Origin of the sequence: Pararhizobium sp. IMCC21322 (assembly GCF_030758295.1) — a bacterium.
In the GTDB taxonomy this organism is placed as follows: Bacteria; Pseudomonadota; Alphaproteobacteria; order Rhizobiales.
The window spans coordinates 992180-1007972 of record NZ_CP132335.1 but is presented as its reverse complement, the minus strand read 5'-3'; the positions used below and the strand labels follow the sequence as shown (position 1 = coordinate 1007972).

Below are 15793 nucleotides of genomic sequence, written 5' to 3'. Positions count from 1 at the left end.
CTATCGCTCAGGATGCCATTGCATCAGCGTCAAACGGTGTGATCTCAGCACCCAGTTCCGCCATGAATGTTGTAAATGTCGGGAAGCTTGTGGCGATGTGTCCGGCATCATCGACCGCGACACCCTTTTGCGATCCTAGCCCCATCACCAGAAAAGCCATGGCAATGCGGTGGTCCATATGAGTTGGCACAGTTCCGCCACCTGGCACAACACCGCCGGTGACCGTCAATGTATCCTTGCCTTCCACGCAGGTCACGCCATTGGCTTTCAAGCCGAATGCCGTGGCGGACAGGCGATCACATTCCTTGACACGAAGTTCCGCCAGTCCTTCCATATGGGTGTCACCAGCGGCAAAAGCCGCAGCGACAGCCAGCACAGGATATTCATCAATCATGGACGCGGCGCGCGCTTCGGGAACGGTCACACCTTTCAACTCACTGGACTTCACATGCAGATCGGCAATCGCTTCCCCGCCGGATTCCCGCTCGTTCTGGATGGTGATGTCCGCGCCCATTTCCAGAAGCGTCTTGATGAGACCGGTCCGGCTTTCATTCATCAAAGCGCCCTGAATGGTGACATCTGAGTCTGGCACAATCAGCGCTGCAACCATCGGAAAACCGGCTGAGCTTGGGTCACCCGGTACGATGATGGATTGCGGTTTGAATTCCGGCTGGCCCTTCAGAACAATTGTGCGGGTGCCGTCACTGGCCGTGTCGACCGTCAAATCAGCGCCAAAGCCGACCAGCATCTTTTCCGTGTGATCGCGTGTGAAAACCTTTTCGACCACTGTGGTTTCACCAGGCGCGTTCAGGCCGGCCAAAAGAACAGCAGACTTGACCTGCGCAGATGGCACCGGCGTTTCATAACGCATCGGTGCAGGCCGGGCCGGGCCGCGCACGGCCAGTGGAAGCCGATCATCATTGCTTTCCAGCACTTCCAGGCCCATCAACCGGAGGGGGTCAAGCACACGACCCATAGGGCGGGAGCATAATGAGGCGTCACCGGTAAACCGGGTGACAAAATCACCATGGGCTGCCAAGCCCAGAGCCAACCGCACACCTGTGCCCGCATTGCCATAATCAATAATTTCTTCCGGCTCCAGAAAGCTGCCAAGGCCGACACCATGAATGTGCCAGATGTTGTCCCCATCTTTGTCGATGGTGGCCCCGAAGGCGCGCATGGCGTTTGCGGTTGCCAGCACATCTTCCGATTCCAGCAAGCCTTCAACGCGGCTTTCACCAACAGCCATGGCGGAGAACATCAGCGAACGATGTGAAATGGATTTGTCGCCAGGCACGCGCAGCGTACCGGAGAGCTTGCGCGCCGGATGCGCCATCAGGCCTGCTTTATGAGCTGTCATGTCCGAATGTCCTTTTGGTACGCTGTCATATGTGGCCTTTCACCTGCGGCCACAAACCTGTTATGGGCGCAGCCGTTAGCATGTTGCGATGCCGGTTTGAAGGGCGAAACAGGGCTGTTGTTTTGTTTCTTGCGCATTTCATCAATGTTTTGCTTTGACAGTCCGGGTCCGGGTCGCTATCTGCAGGTCCAATTTCCGGCAATGACAGACGGGCTGGGCACGGGCGCGACAGATCTCTCTAGAAGGTAGCGCTGCGACAGTCAGACACCTGCGACAGAAAAGACAGAGGCAAGAATATGGCTAAAGAAGAACTTGGAACCAAGCGGACCTGCGGCAATTGCGGCGCCCGGTTTTACGATCTGAAACGCGACCCGATTATCTGCCCCAAATGCGAGACGCCTTTCGTTCTGGCGGCCGTGTCCAGATCCAAGCCTGAAAAGGCTGCGCCGGTGAAAGCCAAGCCCAAGGTAGAGGAAGAAGAAGAGTTGGAAAACGCCGAACTGGTCACTCTGGAAGACGCAGATGATGAGGATGGTTCAACCGGTGCCGTGAAAGCTGCCGGCCTCGATGACGATGATGACGACGACGATGATGATGATAGCGAAGAAAACATCGACATCGATGTTGGCATTGACATTGATGATGATGACGATGACGACTCGGAAGATGATGACACCTTCCTGGAAGACGATGATGATGACAGCGCGGTGATCGTTGTGCCATCAAGCGGCAAAGACGAAGATAATTGATCATCCTGCAACGACGGACCGGTGACGCCATTGATCGCCCCCGGTTCGGGCACCACCGTTCGGGCAAATTGAAATGAGCGAAAATACCGCTTGATCTTTTGCCAAGGCCTTCCTAAAACCGCGCGGCAAATTGGCGGTTGTTCACAACACAAATTGCATTGGGGCCATAGCTCAGTTGGTAGAGCGCTTGCATGGCATGCAAGAGGTCGCCGGTTCGACTCCGGCTGGCTCCACCATTCCCCAATTTCTCCCAGACGAAGCCCCTGGTCAGCCCCTTGGTCAGCGGTGCAATATTTGCACCCGCCTTGTTGTTCCGTATAGGCTGATTTCCAGAATAACAGTACAAGCTGGATCGCAGTTGCTGAGGGCTTTGCGGTTGTCATATTGGGGCAGTACACTTGTATTCGCGTATTTCTTCGGGCCTTTTCAGCCTCGTTTTTGCAGCCATGCTGATTTTTTGCGGGCGTCACCAGCAGCTTTGCACAGCAAAACAAACCGGATGACGATCTGTCTGCGCCAGAGGCCATAGCGCTTGGAATTCTGGCGCTGGGTGCCGGAATTGTTGCCTGTCAAATTGACAAGGAGTTTTTCACAGAGGCTCCGGCTCCCACAGCGCCAAGCAATGGCCGACCTGCCCTGGTAAACCTGCCATCCATCAGCAGCGAAAATGGTCCTGCGGGCGCAATCCGCCCGGTCACTCTTCTGGTTGACGGCCAGCGCCACGATTTTGGCCTGCGCGGATCACGCAAGGCACTGGATGATTTCAAAGCAAATTGCGGCTGGACCGGAGCCGTTGCGCAGCAACAACCCGCCAGCTTTGGCGGCGGTCCTTTGTGGTTTGCCAGTCAACATAGAGATGATCGTACCGGGCAATTTGTGTCTACCCTCACCTATGGCATTCCAGAGAGCAACGCGACGGCCATTCATGCAAGCTGTGTGGCTAATGGCGCGATTACGCTGGATGTGCTGGGTGGTGCCGGCAATATGCCAAATGGAACTCCTGTGTCCCTGTGTATCGGTATTGGCAACCGCTCGCAGCAATAATAGACGCTCTGAATCCGAACCCTTTTGATATTCTGTCCCTGTTGGAAAACCTGACGGCGCGGCCTCCTTGTTGCACAAAACACACGTCTCTCTTGAAGCTTCCTTTGGTTCGTACCATATTCTCAATAACGGCGATTGCCTTACGGGATCGCTGATTGGCCGCTTTTAGGGCCGAAGGAAAGGACTAATCATGACGCGCGTATCGGCGTTTTCCAGCCCTTTTATGCTGGGCTTTGACGAAATTGAACGTGTTTTGGACCGTGTGGCCAAATCCTCTGATGGCTATCCTCCGTACAATATTGAACGGATCAGATCGGAACAAAGTACCAAAAGTGATGTGTTGCGCATTACACTTGCGGTGGCTGGCTTCTCACGCCAGGAACTGGACGTTGCCGTTGAGGAGCGCCAATTGGTGATCCGTGGACGTCAACAGGAAGATGACAGCCGGGAATATCTGCATCGCGGCATTGCTGCGCGCCAGTTCCAGCGGGCATTCCTGCTGGCAGATGGTATGGAGATACTCGGAGCTGATCTGAAGGACGGTTTGTTGAATATCGATCTTGTTCGGCCTCAGCCGGAGCGTATTGTCCGCAAAATTGACATCAAGATTCACGATGATGACACAACGCGAAGCAATTCTGTGCATACGAATCATCTGGAAACTGTCGAACATCTGAAAACGGCCCAATCAACCAAGGAGCCTGCGTCATGAGAAACCAGAACAAAATCAATAAGGTAATGAGTGCACATGACTTCGCCCTGCTTGGCGAAGGCAAGGTCGCCTACATCCGCTCGATGACATCGGACCAGTTCCACGCAGCCTTTCCAGATGTGGAGGAGCTTCCAGCGGGCATGAAATTATGGGCTTTGCTGAATGCCGATGGTGCGCCTATTGTCATCGGCGATAGCCGCGAAGCGCTGATTGCAAATGCATGGGAACATGAATTGCAGCCGGTTAGCGTTCATTAATCCTATAAAACTCACACGATAGCAGGACTGTTGATGGCCGAGCCTAGCAACCCGGACTACATTCTCGACCGTCGGCGTTTGCGCCGGAAACTGACCTTCTGGCGGATAGCTGGACTTGTTCTGCTGGGTTTTGTCCTGATCGCGGGCATTGCCCGGCTGACAGGACTGGACCCGCTGTCCGCGTCGCGGGGGGAACACATTGCAGAAATCGCTATTGACGGTGTGATTGTGGGTGCCAGGGAACGGCTGGATCTGATTGAAGAACTTGGCAGCCAGGACAATGTGCAGGCGGTTATCGTCAAGATAAACTCGCCAGGTGGCACAACATCCGGCGGCGAGGCCTTGTATGAAGCTCTACTGACACTGAGCGCCAAAAAACCGGTCGTCGCGACCATTGACGGTGTTGGCGCGTCCGCTGCCTATATGGCGGCATTGGCCACGGACCGCATTTATGCCCGCCGCGCCAGCATTACCGGGTCCATAGGTGTTGTCTATCAAAGCCCGAATATAAGCGAATTGATGGGGAAGCTCGGCATTCGTATGGAGCAGATCAAAAGCGCTCCGTTGAAAGCCTCTCCAAACCCGTTTTCTCCGACGTCTCCAGAAGCTCGGGAAGCCATTCAAAACCTGATTAACGATTCCTATGAGTGGTTTCTGGATCTGGTCAAGGAGCGCCGGAATTTTGATGATGCCACAGCGCGAGATCTGGCAGATGGACGCGTCTATTCGGGCGACAGAGCACTATCGACCAAGCTTATTGACGCGATTGGCAGTAAGGAACAGGCTAGGGAATGGCTGGTTTTGGAGCACGGTCTTGACACTGATATCGAAGTGATACGCCGGGATTTTGATGAGGCCGGTTCGCCTCTGACGCTGGCCATGCGTGCCTTATTTGTCACCTTTGCAACAACAATCGGCCTTCAGGGGGGTGATTCTGGCTTTTTGAGCGCTGTTTCCGCCCCTGCACAGCTTGACGGCCTGATTTCAGTTTGGCACCCTATTCTCGATTAGGGAGTAATTCCAACAACATAGATTCAATTTGAGTCTTCACCCTAAGATGGCCCGCAGAATTACGCTCTGGGGGATATTTTGGTTGCAAGGGGCGATACGGTGATAAAGTCGGAACTGGTTCAAAAGATAGCGGATCGAAATCCGCATCTTTTTCAAAGAGACGTCGAGATGATTGTGAATGCAATCCTTGATGAGATTACGGCAGCGCTCTCCAAGGGGGACAGGGTAGAGCTGCGTGGATTTGGTGCCTTTTCGGTTAAAACAAGAAATCCACGTACCGGCCGTAATCCAAGAACCGGAGAATCGGTTCAGGTGGAATCCAAGGTTGTGCCGTTTTTCAAAACCGGCAAAGAAATGCGTGAGCGGTTGAACAGCGACTGATGCATCGCATATAATACGAGATCGCAGAATAATTGCGGTCCGAACGAGGCCCGGTTGGGCTCAAACAGGCATAGGCAGGTCCTTTTCAAATGATGTGGTTCATCAAATACCTAATTCTGATACCGCTCGGTATCATTGTGGTGGTTCTGTCAATTGCCAATCGGGGCGCGGTCACTGTTTCCCTTAATCCGTTTCAAGATTCAGCGGCGGGCACAGATCTGGCAGTGCTGAGCTATTCTGTGCCGCTATACCTGCTGCTGTTTGGTTTCCTGCTGCTGGGCGTCATTCTGGGGGGGCTTGGCTCCTGGTTTTCCCAGGGAAAATGGCGACGCAAAGCGCGTGAGAATGAGCACCAGGCCAGCCGCCAGCAACAGCGGGCGGAAGAGGCCGAAAAGAAAGCCCGGGACATGGCTCCTGATCATGACAACAATCACCCTCTTTTGCCGGTTGCAAAAGCTTAGGTTTTTCTGCCAGCTTGCATGTCGAACCCGGTGGCTCAGTCCCGATAGCTCAATCAGCAAAGTTTGGGCCTGATAGTTTGGGCCTGAATTCAAATATGTTCGGCATGTTCAGGCGCTATCGTGTCCTTTTCGTTTCACATAATGGCCAGCTCTCATGACTACACAATCAGTCTTCGATATAAAAATCTGTGGCCTTTCCACCAGAACCGATGTGGCCGCCGCCATTGATGGCGGGGCAACCATGATCGGACTGGTGTTTTTTGAAAAAAGCCCGCGCCATGTCACGTTTGAAGCTGCGGCTGATCTGGCTGCGTTTGCACGGGATAAGGCAGATAGCAAGATTCAGATCGTGGCACTGACCGTAGATGCCGACTATGTTGAGCTGGAGGCGATCTGCACAGACGTCCAGCCGGATATTCTGCAATTGCATGGCAGCGAAACTGCGGACCGCGTGCGGCACGTCAAGGCCATCACCGCGACGACAATCATGAAGGCCATAGGTGTTTCGGAGGCGGCGGATTTTGAGCGATTAAGGCCCTATAGCGGTGTCGCAGACAGGCTGCTGGTTGATGCCAAGCCCCCCAAAGGCAGTGTCTTGCCGGGCGGGAATGGCCTGACCTTTGACTGGAGCATTCTCGACGCCCTGACACCGGACATCTGCGGAGGGCTTCCGGTGATGCTTTCAGGCGGCCTGACGCCGGCAAATATCACGGCTGCAGTGCAGTTATCGCATGCGCATCCGGTTATTTCCGGAATTGATGTGTCATCCGGCGTTGAAACTTCGCCCGGGATCAAAGATAAAGACCTGATAGAGACATTTTTGCAGCGCGCGCAGGCAGCTGCTGCATAACCACATCCCTGAAAGAGTAACTGCATGACTCAGCATTCCAGTCCAAACTCCTTGCGCAACGGCCCTGACGACAAGGGCATGTTCGGTATTTTTGGTGGCCAGTTTGTCGCTGAAACGCTGATGCCCCTGATTCTGGAATTGCAGGAAAAATGGACTGAGGCGAAAGAGGATCCGGCCTTTCACGCAGAATTGCAGAATCTGAATACCCACTATACCGGTCGCCCCTCTCCGCTGTATTTCGCCGAGCGGCTGACAGAGCATCTGGGCGGCGCGAAAATCTATTTCAAGCGCGATGAGCTGAACCACACCGGCTCTCACAAGATCAATAATTGTCTGGGCCAGATTCTACTGGCAAAGCGTATGGGCAAAACGCGCATCATTGCAGAAACGGGTGCAGGTCAGCATGGTGTTGCAACAGCCACTGTCGCGGCCCGGTTTGGCTATCCTTGCGAAGTCTATATGGGTGCCACCGATGTGGAGCGTCAGGCGCCCAATGTCTTCCGCATGAAATTGCTGGGTGCTAAGGTCCATCCGGTGAAATCCGGCCATGGCACGTTGAAAGATGCCATGAATGAGGCCCTGCGTGACTGGGTTACCAATGTGGATGATACCTATTATCTGATCGGCACAGCTGCCGGACCACACCCTTACCCGGAAATGGTACGGGATTTCCAGTCGGTGATCGGTGCGGAAACCAAAGAGCAAATGATGGCCGCTGAAGGCAGATTGCCGGATATGCTGGTGGCCGCTGTTGGCGGTGGGTCCAATGCTATTGGCCTGTTCCATCCGTTCCTGGACGATAAGGATGTTCAGATCGTCGGCGTTGAAGCCGGCGGCAAGGGACTGCAGAGCGAAGAGCATTGTGCCTCTTTGACGGCTGGCAGTCCGGGCGTGCTTCACGGCAATCGGACTTATCTGCTGCAAAATGAAGATGGGCAGATCAAAGACGGTCACTCGATTTCTGCCGGTTTGGACTATCCCGGCATTGGACCTGAACATTCCTGGCTGAAAGACACAAAACGTGTTGAATATGTGCCGATTATGGATACAGAAGCGCTGGAAGCATTTCAGTTGCTGACGCGGCTTGAAGGCATTATCCCGGCACTGGAGCCTGCCCATGCCCTGGCAGAGGTTATGAAGCGCGCCCCGAAAATGGGCAAAGACCAGATTATCGTCATGAATTTGTGCGGGCGCGGTGACAAGGATGTCTTCACTGTCAGTAAAATCATGGGCGTGGAGCTATAGTCATGACAACACGCATTGACCGCAGATTTGAAGCTTTGAAGGCTGAAGGCCGCCCTGCGCTCGTGACCTATTTTATGGGTGGCGATCCGGATTTTGAAACCTCTTTGCGCATCATGAAGGCGCTGCCCGCCGCTGGTAGCGATGTGATTGAGCTGGGCATGCCGTTTTCCGACCCGATGGCTGATGGACCGACCATTCAGATGGCCGGGCAACGCGCGCTGAAAGGCGGGCAGACACTGGTCCGGACCCTGCAGATGGCACGGACTTTCCGCGAAGAAGATGACACTACGCCGATTGTTATGATGGGGTATTACAATCCGATCTATATTTATGGGGTGGACCGGTTCCTGAGCGATGCAAAGGAAGCCGGTATTGATGGTCTGATTATTGTTGATCTGCCGCCCGAGATGGATGAGGAATTGTGTCTGCCAGCGCTGGGAGCCGGTCTTAACTTCATTCGCCTTGCCACACCGACTACCGATGACAAGCGCTTGCCAAAGGTGCTGACCAACACATCCGGGTTTGTGTATTACGTGTCCAAGACCGGCATTACCGGCTCTGCCGTTGCAAGCACAGGGCCTGTGGCCGAGGCTGTGGCGCGGATCAAGTCCCATACAGATCTGCCCGTCTGTATCGGCTTTGGCATCAAGACCGCAGAACAAGCGCAAAATTTTGGCAAGGCCGCAGATGGTGTGGTTGTCGGCAGCGCCATTGTGGATGCTGTTGCAAATTCCCTGTCCGACGATGGCAGCGTATCTTCCGACCCTGTAGAAGCCGTCACGAAGCTGGTTCGTCAGCTTGCCGAGGGCGTTCGCAAATCGCGGCTTGCAGAAGTCAGCTAAACTGCCCACATTGAGACAAATATCTTATCACTACAGCTCGCTCTTCATCATATGAGCAAGGAAAGCCAATGAATTGGATTAACAGTGTTGTCCGGCCCAAAATCCAGAATCTCTGGAGCACCAAGCGGGAAGTTCCGGAAAATCTATGGATCAAATGCCCTGAGTCCGGTGAAATGGTGTTCCACCGCGATCTGGAAGCCAATGACTTCGTCATTCCAAATTCCGGCTTCCATATGCGGATCAGTGCCGAACGGCGGCTGACCAGGCTGTTCGATGAAGGAAAGTTTGAAAAACTGGCTCTGCCAACAGCGCCGGTTGACCCGCTCAAGTTTCGCGATGAACGGCGTTATACTGACCGGCTGAAAGATGCCAAAGCCAAAACCGGCTATGAAGACGCCATCATGCTCGGCAAGGGCCTGCTGGAAGAACGAACCGTCGTTGTTGCGGTTCAGGATTTCAATTTCATGGGCGGGTCGCTTGGCATGGCCGCCGGGGAAGCCATTATTGCCGGATTTCAGGCCGCAACCAAAGCCAAAGTTCCGTTCATTCTGTTCGCTGCTTCCGGCGGCGCGCGCATGCAGGAAGGTATTTTATCGCTGATGCAATTGCCGCGCACCACGGTCGCGTTGCAACAGCATCGCGAGGCGGGCCTGCCCTATATCGTGGTGCTGACCAACCCGACGACAGGTGGCGTAACCGCTTCCTACGCCATGCTAGGCGATGTACACATTGCTGAGCCCGGTGCGCTTATCGGCTTTGCCGGGCAACGGGTTATTGAGCAAACCATCCGCGAGAAACTGCCGGAAGGCTTTCAGCGGTCCGAATATCTGCTGGAACATGGCATGGTCGATATGGTGATCCATCGCCATAAAATGCGCGAAACGCTGGCTAATGTGTGCCGCTTGCTGATGAAGCAACCTGCGGCTCTCAGCAAGACTGCTGCTTTAGAGGCTGATGAGCCCGAGCATGCGGAAGACGCCAAGGCGCACGTGGAAGACGCGCCGGAAGTGGTTGAACTGGAGCCCGTTGACAGTGAGCTGAACCCGGCTCCGGAGCCAATTGATGCGGCAGAAGTGGACTCGTCCGATGGGCCTGCCAAAACAGCATAAACTTCCAGACTGACATCCTGGCAAAGGCTTGCTAAGAGCCATTTACCGGTTTCCAATTCTCCTGTCCGCAGCAAATGAAGACATCTGATGGACCACACGACTGCCATATTAGAGCGGCTGACACGGCTGCATCCCCGCCTGATGGACCTATCGCTGGGTCGGTTGGAGGACTTGCTTGTAAAGTTGGGCAACCCGGAAAAGTCCCTGCCTCCAACCATTCACGTTGCCGGAACCAACGGGAAGGGCTCGACCACCGCCTATATGCGCAGCCTGCTGGAGGCTGATGGCAAGCAGGTTCACGTGTACACCTCGCCCCATCTGGTGCGCTTCAACGAACGCATCCGGCTGGGACAGCCTGGCGGCGGCAGGCTGGTGGATGACGCCACGTTGATTTCGACCATGCTGGACGTGGAACGCATCAATGATGGTGCGGAAATCACCCAATTTGAAATCACCACAGCCATTGCCTTCAAACTGTTTGCTGAACATCCGGCAGATGTGCTGTTGCTGGAAGTGGGGCTTGGCGGGCGTCTGGATGCCACCAATGTTGTCGAAAACCCTCTGGCCACTGTGATCACGCCGGTCTCCATGGATCATGAAAGCTTTCTGGGGGACACTCTGGCCAGTATTGCCTATGAGAAAGCTGGCATTTTGAAGCCCGGTGTTCCAGCGATCATCGCCAGACAGGTGCCTGAAGCCATGTCAGTCATTGCTGAAGTGGCTGGGCGCATCGGCTCCCCCATGCATTTGCTGGGTCAGGATTTTGATGCCTTTGCCGAGCATGGCCGCATGGTTTTTCAGACCGAACAGCGCGTGCTGGACCTGCCTCTGCCCAATCTTGTGGGCCAGCATCAAATCGGCAATGCGGCCGTGGCCCTTGCGACGCTGGAAGCGACCGGGTTCATGCCGTCATCAGATGCGCGCGAATATGGTTTGGGTCATGCGATCTGGCCCGCGCGCCTGCAGCGCTTACAGAGCGGCGCGCTTACCAAAATCGCGCATCCGGACACTGAAATCTGGCTGGATGGCGGACACAATCCCGGTGCAGGCGCGGTGGTTGCCAGCGCCATGGCCGCTTTGGAAGAGCGTGTCGAACGGCCGCTCTTCCTGATTGCCGGTATGTTGAGCACGAAAGATCCAATCGGCTTTTTCGAACCCTTTGAAAGTCTGGCCCGACACGTCTTCACAGTTGCTATTCCGGGCGCGGAATCATCTCGCGATGCAGAGGAACTGGCCCATCTGGCAATTGCAGCCGGTCTGAGTGCCGAGCCAGCTGCCTCTGTTGAAGCAGCGCTTGCGGCAATGTCGGAAAACTGGCGCTATGAAAACAGCCCGCGCGTTCTCATCTGCGGATCGCTGTATCTGGCCGGTGAGGTTCTAAAGGCAAATGGAACGCTGCCAGAATAGTCGATAATGAAAAGCTTTCATCATATTAATACAACTGTTTTTCATTGTATTAGCAGAACTCCATTTTACAAAAAACGTCTTATTGTGATTACTTTGCAATAATGCGATGGAAAATCAATTTACCCCATTACGTCTAGGGTGTGGACTCAATTGGCCCAACATCTGATTGCGAATATCTGGATCATTGAAAGGAAGTTTCGTGCTTTCTTCTCGAACCTGGTCGCCAGCCTTCGCATATCCTTCATCTTACAAAAAAAGCGTTCAACGACATTTCGTTGCCTGTAGAGGTTGGCATCGTGCGGGATCTGTTGGCGCGCGTTGCTCTTAGATGGAATGACAGCCAATGCGCCTTCATCGGCAATTTGCTGTCTAATTCTTCCACTGCCATATGCTTTGTCTGCGACGATGGCGAGTGGCGGAGTGTCCCAATTCAAAAACGTATCCATCATCTGGCTATCGTGTAGTTGTCCGCCGGATATGGCCAGTCTCAACGGACGGCCTTTGGCATCTACAGCCGCGTGAACCTTACTTGTGCGACCACCTCGTGAGCGGCCAATACCTTCTTCCAGTTCCCCTTTTTTGACCCAGCCGCTGCGCGGTGAGCCTTGACGATGGAAGCATCTATGAGTACCAAAGCGTCTTCACATTCTTGCGCAAGGGCTTCGAATATGCCTTGCCAGACGCCACGCTCACCCCATCGGATGTATCGGTTATAAACCGTCGTGCGGGGGCCGTATCGTTCCGGCAAATCACGCCAAGGTGCTCCCGTTCGCAGAACATAGAAGATGCCGTTCAGCACCCTGCGATCATCCTTGCGTTCCGGACCGCGTCCCTGCTTGGGAAGAAGCGGTGCAATAATTGCCCATTCTTCGTCAGTCAAATCAAATCGTGCCATAACTACCTCCATCAAAGGAGGTTGTGAATCACACTTTCACAAGCAAAATCAAGGGACTGAATTGGGTTCACACCCTAGTAAAACTTTGCGCCACCATCTTCGTAACATTATCCTTCAGTTATGATTGGATCCTGCTTGATGTGTTCTTTCGCAACTACGGGAAAATAAATTTTTGGAACATTCTCAAATGAGATTTAATATAGGGCTGGCCTGGCAAACAAAGCATTAGGATATATTTTCAATACCTCACTTCTAACTTCATTAACCCTTGCAGTCGTAAACTTCTCATCGGTCATAATTCTTATCCAGACCCCAGGGTCTGGTCTAATGCTTTCAATAATATCACTCAAATCATCTGAACTCGTCGAGAGTGCGGCCTTAATTTTACTTATTTCTTCATCCGCTACATCTTCCCATTGGGATCGGCGCTTAAATGCGAGAAACTGAACCCTCCAATCTGATGCCTGATAACTTGCTATGCAATCGTCTATCTGTCGAAGAGATTTGAGATCACTTGGGACAAGTCCTTCAGCACAGTTTTCAACGTGGGTTGAGAACTCCTCAGTATTATACGAACGAAGGCGCCAGCGTTCGCACTCTGAAGCACCGCTTGCAGCACCAGGTAAAATACGTTCTACGAAGATGAAATCAACAAAGCTTTTTGGCATGCGACGCTCAACTGTCGCGCCAAGAGCGCCCGCAACACCCCAATCCTCTTTTGCCGGGGGCCATGCTCTCAGAACTTCGAGGTCGAGATTCTTACTGCTCCCTCCAAGCCATGAATATAATGCAGAATAAAGCTGTAAATCATTATGAAACCTCCAACCATTCCTCGTATTTTTGAGCAGTATCCGTGTTTTTCCGTCTCTTCCGAGCTCATTCCATTCTTCTAAAACTTCCGATGCATTCAAAAAGTGTTTTTGCGCCTCAGTCCAGTTAGTGTCAGCAACTCGAACTCCCTGCGCTGCTTCCATCATCGCCCGACGCATTGCGTTGCGGAGCGGGAAATAGCTCCTAAATTTACGACTATTCCGTCCCGGCAGCGTAAGACCGCGAAGTATGGCAGTATCAACTTTCTCGATCGCTTTGCTAATTTGGCTAAATTGCTCAAATTCGATACTTGAAACTGTTACTCCCTCGCATATGTCCTGCCTTAGTTTCGCCAGCGGGTTCACAACCTCTGAAAAATAGAAGTCGATTCTATTTGCTGCAGCACAATCTAACGCAGCAAAGGTTTCGGTCCATGGAGCAGTTTCCAGCGCCGCATTCTGCCAAAGCGTATCTTGAAGTTCAATATCGAGGTCCCGACCACCCGTCGTCCATGGCCTCACCTCACAAAGGAGATTTACAAGCGAATCAAACTCTCGGCCCTTCTTTTCAATGAGTTTGGCGATATCTCTTACTATGGCTTCGCGTTGTTGTGGCTCCAGAGCATCAATGAAAGCTACTGGATCCTTTGCTACGAGCGCACGGTCAAGTTCTTGTGAAGCGGCTTCTCTCGACAGACCTAACAACGCGCAACCGAGTTGCAGTAGGAAAACAAAGCGAATAGTCATCCGTCGCGCTTCGCACTTGATTCAATTTCGCCTACGGACTGAGCATCAGGATCTGTTGATATTTCTTCAGGAAGAGGCCTATGTTCTGCATTCTCGACTCCAAACCCCGAAGATGGTGGCTCATTGATGAATTTACAGAATTCAGCGACACTCGTAGTGTCGTTAAGATCCACCTCCACAACTCCGCTGTCAGAGAATTCGACGTTGATGCTGATCAGTTCACGCCCGTTCTGAGTCATTCTATAAGCCTTCGGATTTTTGCTCACAACGAGAGGCTTGCGTAGGGAAGCGTATTTATGCCAAGGGTTTTTTTTATCATCTTGATTATATACTTCCCACGCAGAATGCTTCTGGTGCTCCGATGGTCCGCAAGCCACAACCAAGTTTAGAACTTCAATTCCTTTGCTGTTTCTTTTACCGGCTAAGACTGTAAGGAGTAGTTCAACCTGCGCTTCAGAATTTCCGCGTAGAATTTTTTCTCTCTCATAGTCTAATTTAGTCACGTCATAATCTGCGTGAAGTTCGGCAAGTCCAACCAAATCCCACTTCAGTGTCGCGCCCCCCGCAGCAACGCTAAGCAATAGCATAAGAAGAGAAGCTCCCTTAAATTCGATAGGAATTTCTACTCCAAGGATCTTGAATTTTTTGGTTGCGGATGCGTCAAGGCGAATGAGATGAGCGATGACTATCGTCAACATCGATACAACAATTGCCAGACTCAGGATGTAAATGGCAGGCCAAAACACAAGGAAATCATATGCCGCTCGCCCATCCGTAGCTCTTCCATCTGCAATCGCATCCAGTATCGGAAGCGCGATCATCAGCAGCACTCCGAACGCCAAAATGGTAATAGCTATTATAAGTCGCGAGGACCGTGTTGTTCCAAATGCCACATCGGACCTCCCTAAAAAGAACTGAATGAGTGGTTTGGCCGCAGTTTAAACAACCGCATGTCAATGTTAAAATTATGCATCAACCTGAGGTTACAGTCAACAACTTGTCTGTTCGCGCCAACTACCATTACTATTTGTCGCTATTCTCTCACTGCGCGCTTGCCAAATTTTTCCTGGTGTGGGGCCTCAATACGCAGACTCTGTTTACGCCGAGTCGATGGACAGGTGCTTTGTCTTCTATTCCACCATCTGGTCTATGCCAAATACATAAGCGTCCATATGGGTAAATCAGCGGCTCTTTGATCCGATGTGTGATACGGCCTTGCGAAGGCCTACCCCGGATGGCTACCGTATCGACCGGTAATTGCTTGGTGCTTGAGCAGGGCGCCGACTTTATTCCCATCCCGGCTGCCACATGATTTGCTTTTGGATGGCCTCGAATGGATCAGGCGTCTTTGGGCGAAAACAGCCCTTACCGTCTCTGCAACATTGTCTTTCAGATACGCGAGATCATGATCAACAGAATAGAGCTAATCCCACAAAAAAGCCCCGGACTTGCCGGGGCTCTTTATACGTTCTTTGATGATTTCAGGCTGCGGACAGCCCAGACTGCTATGAGTTCAGGCTGCGCCTGAAATCCATTTGTCCAGATCACCCTTTGGGGCGGCTCCGACCTTCATGTCGACCGGCTCACCATTTTTAAACATGATGAGCGTCGGGATCGAGCGCACACCATATTTGATGGCGGTATTCTGGTTCTCGTCAATGTTCAGCTTGACGATTTTGACCTTGTCACCAACGGATTCCGAGATTTCCTCAAGTGCCGGGGCAATCATCTTGCAGGGTCCGCACCATTCAGCCCAGAAATCCACCACAACTGGCGTATCTGATTGCAACACTGAGGCATCAAAATCTGCATCTGTAACCGTATGAGTCGTCATCTTTTCATTTCTCCAGTAGAGCGCATCGAAACAGTCGATTCGCGCCTCAATAGCATGTCTGCAACGTAGGAACCCGGTTG

At 52.8% G+C, this 15793-nt stretch carries 16 protein-coding genes, 1 tRNA gene and 1 pseudogene; 13 read left to right on the top strand and 5 right to left on the bottom strand.

Features of this window, described 5'->3' with window-relative positions:
• Positions 1 to 7 precede the first annotated feature (7 nt).
• Positions 8 to 1360 (bottom strand): 3-phosphoshikimate 1-carboxyvinyltransferase, encoded by a 1353-nt coding sequence (aroA, locus tag RAL91_RS05020; RefSeq protein ID WP_306260297.1) that lies wholly within the window; start codon positions 1358 to 1360, stop codon positions 8 to 10.
• Positions 1361 to 1656: 296 nt separating this feature from the next.
• Here aroA and RAL91_RS05015 point away from each other — a divergent pair, with 296 nt between their 5' ends.
• From RAL91_RS05015 to RAL91_RS04955, 13 genes and pseudogenes are all read left to right on the top strand, one after another.
• Positions 1657 to 2109: a TIGR02300 family protein gene (locus RAL91_RS05015; RefSeq protein ID WP_306260296.1), complete on the top strand. Its 453-nt coding sequence runs from the start codon at positions 1657 to 1659 to the stop codon at positions 2107 to 2109.
• A 160-nt stretch (positions 2110 to 2269) separates the two neighbouring features.
• Positions 2270 to 2345: transfer RNA gene (locus tag RAL91_RS05010), tRNA-Ala, on the top strand.
• Between the two features lie 640 nt (positions 2346 to 2985).
• On the top strand, positions 2986 to 3153 hold the full coding sequence (locus tag RAL91_RS05005) for a hypothetical protein (RefSeq protein ID WP_306260295.1): 168 nt from the start codon (positions 2986 to 2988) through the stop codon (positions 3151 to 3153).
• A 190-nt stretch (positions 3154 to 3343) separates the two neighbouring features.
• Positions 3344 to 3769 (top strand): annotated as a pseudogene (locus tag RAL91_RS05000) (Hsp20 family protein); the annotation flags it as partial.
• A gap of 92 nt (positions 3770 to 3861) precedes the next feature.
• Positions 3862 to 4122 carry a DUF1150 domain-containing protein gene (locus tag RAL91_RS04995; protein WP_306260294.1) on the top strand — a complete coding sequence of 87 codons (261 nt, stop codon included), beginning with the start codon at positions 3862 to 3864 and terminating at the stop codon, positions 4120 to 4122.
• A 33-nt stretch (positions 4123 to 4155) separates the two neighbouring features.
• Entirely contained in the window at positions 4156 to 5133 is a 978-nt protein-coding gene (gene sppA, locus RAL91_RS04990; protein ID WP_306260293.1) for a signal peptide peptidase SppA, read from the top strand.
• A 99-nt stretch (positions 5134 to 5232) separates the two neighbouring features.
• Positions 5233 to 5514, top strand: coding sequence for an integration host factor subunit beta (locus tag RAL91_RS04985; RefSeq protein ID WP_306260292.1), 282 nt, complete (start codon positions 5233 to 5235; stop codon positions 5512 to 5514).
• An 89-nt stretch (positions 5515 to 5603) separates the two neighbouring features.
• Entirely contained in the window at positions 5604 to 5975 is a 372-nt protein-coding gene (locus RAL91_RS04980) for a lipopolysaccharide assembly protein LapA domain-containing protein (RefSeq protein ID WP_306260290.1), read from the top strand.
• A gap of 154 nt (positions 5976 to 6129) precedes the next feature.
• Complete coding sequence (locus RAL91_RS04975) at positions 6130 to 6825, top strand: phosphoribosylanthranilate isomerase (RefSeq protein WP_306260287.1); 696 nt, start codon at positions 6130 to 6132, stop codon at positions 6823 to 6825.
• A 24-nt stretch (positions 6826 to 6849) separates the two neighbouring features.
• Complete coding sequence (gene trpB / locus RAL91_RS04970) at positions 6850 to 8070, top strand: tryptophan synthase subunit beta (protein ID WP_306260285.1); 1221 nt, start codon at positions 6850 to 6852, stop codon at positions 8068 to 8070.
• 2 nt (positions 8071 to 8072) lie between these two features.
• On the top strand, positions 8073 to 8912 hold the full coding sequence (trpA, locus tag RAL91_RS04965; protein WP_306260283.1) for a tryptophan synthase subunit alpha: 840 nt from the start codon (positions 8073 to 8075) through the stop codon (positions 8910 to 8912).
• 68 nt (positions 8913 to 8980) lie between these two features.
• Positions 8981 to 10021 (top strand): acetyl-CoA carboxylase, carboxyltransferase subunit beta, encoded by a 1041-nt coding sequence (gene accD, locus RAL91_RS04960; protein ID WP_306260281.1) that lies wholly within the window; start codon positions 8981 to 8983, stop codon positions 10019 to 10021.
• A gap of 87 nt (positions 10022 to 10108) precedes the next feature.
• On the top strand, positions 10109 to 11428 hold the full coding sequence (locus RAL91_RS04955; RefSeq protein WP_306260279.1) for a folylpolyglutamate synthase/dihydrofolate synthase family protein: 1320 nt from the start codon (positions 10109 to 10111) through the stop codon (positions 11426 to 11428).
• Positions 11429 to 11574: 146 nt separating this feature from the next.
• Here the strand turns inward: RAL91_RS04955 and RAL91_RS04950 are convergent.
• The 4 genes from RAL91_RS04950 to trxA form a co-directional block, all read right to left on the bottom strand.
• A protein-coding gene (locus RAL91_RS04950; RefSeq protein ID WP_306260277.1) for an IS5 family transposase occupies positions 11575 to 12323 on the bottom strand; the annotation gives its coding sequence in 2 pieces (ribosomal slippage) (positions 11575 to 12014 and positions 12014 to 12323; 750 coding nt in all).
• A gap of 194 nt (positions 12324 to 12517) precedes the next feature.
• A complete protein-coding gene (locus tag RAL91_RS04945) occupies positions 12518 to 13879 on the bottom strand; it encodes a hypothetical protein (protein ID WP_306260275.1) in 1362 nt (453 codons plus the stop codon).
• Complete coding sequence (locus RAL91_RS04940; RefSeq protein ID WP_306260273.1) at positions 13876 to 14700, bottom strand: hypothetical protein; 825 nt, start codon at positions 14698 to 14700, stop codon at positions 13876 to 13878. Before RAL91_RS04940 ends, RAL91_RS04945 begins: the two co-directional genes overlap by 4 nt.
• Positions 14701 to 15392: 692 nt before the next feature.
• Complete coding sequence (gene trxA, locus RAL91_RS04935; protein WP_306260271.1) at positions 15393 to 15713, bottom strand: thioredoxin; 321 nt, start codon at positions 15711 to 15713, stop codon at positions 15393 to 15395.
• Positions 15714 to 15793 lie beyond the last annotated feature (80 nt).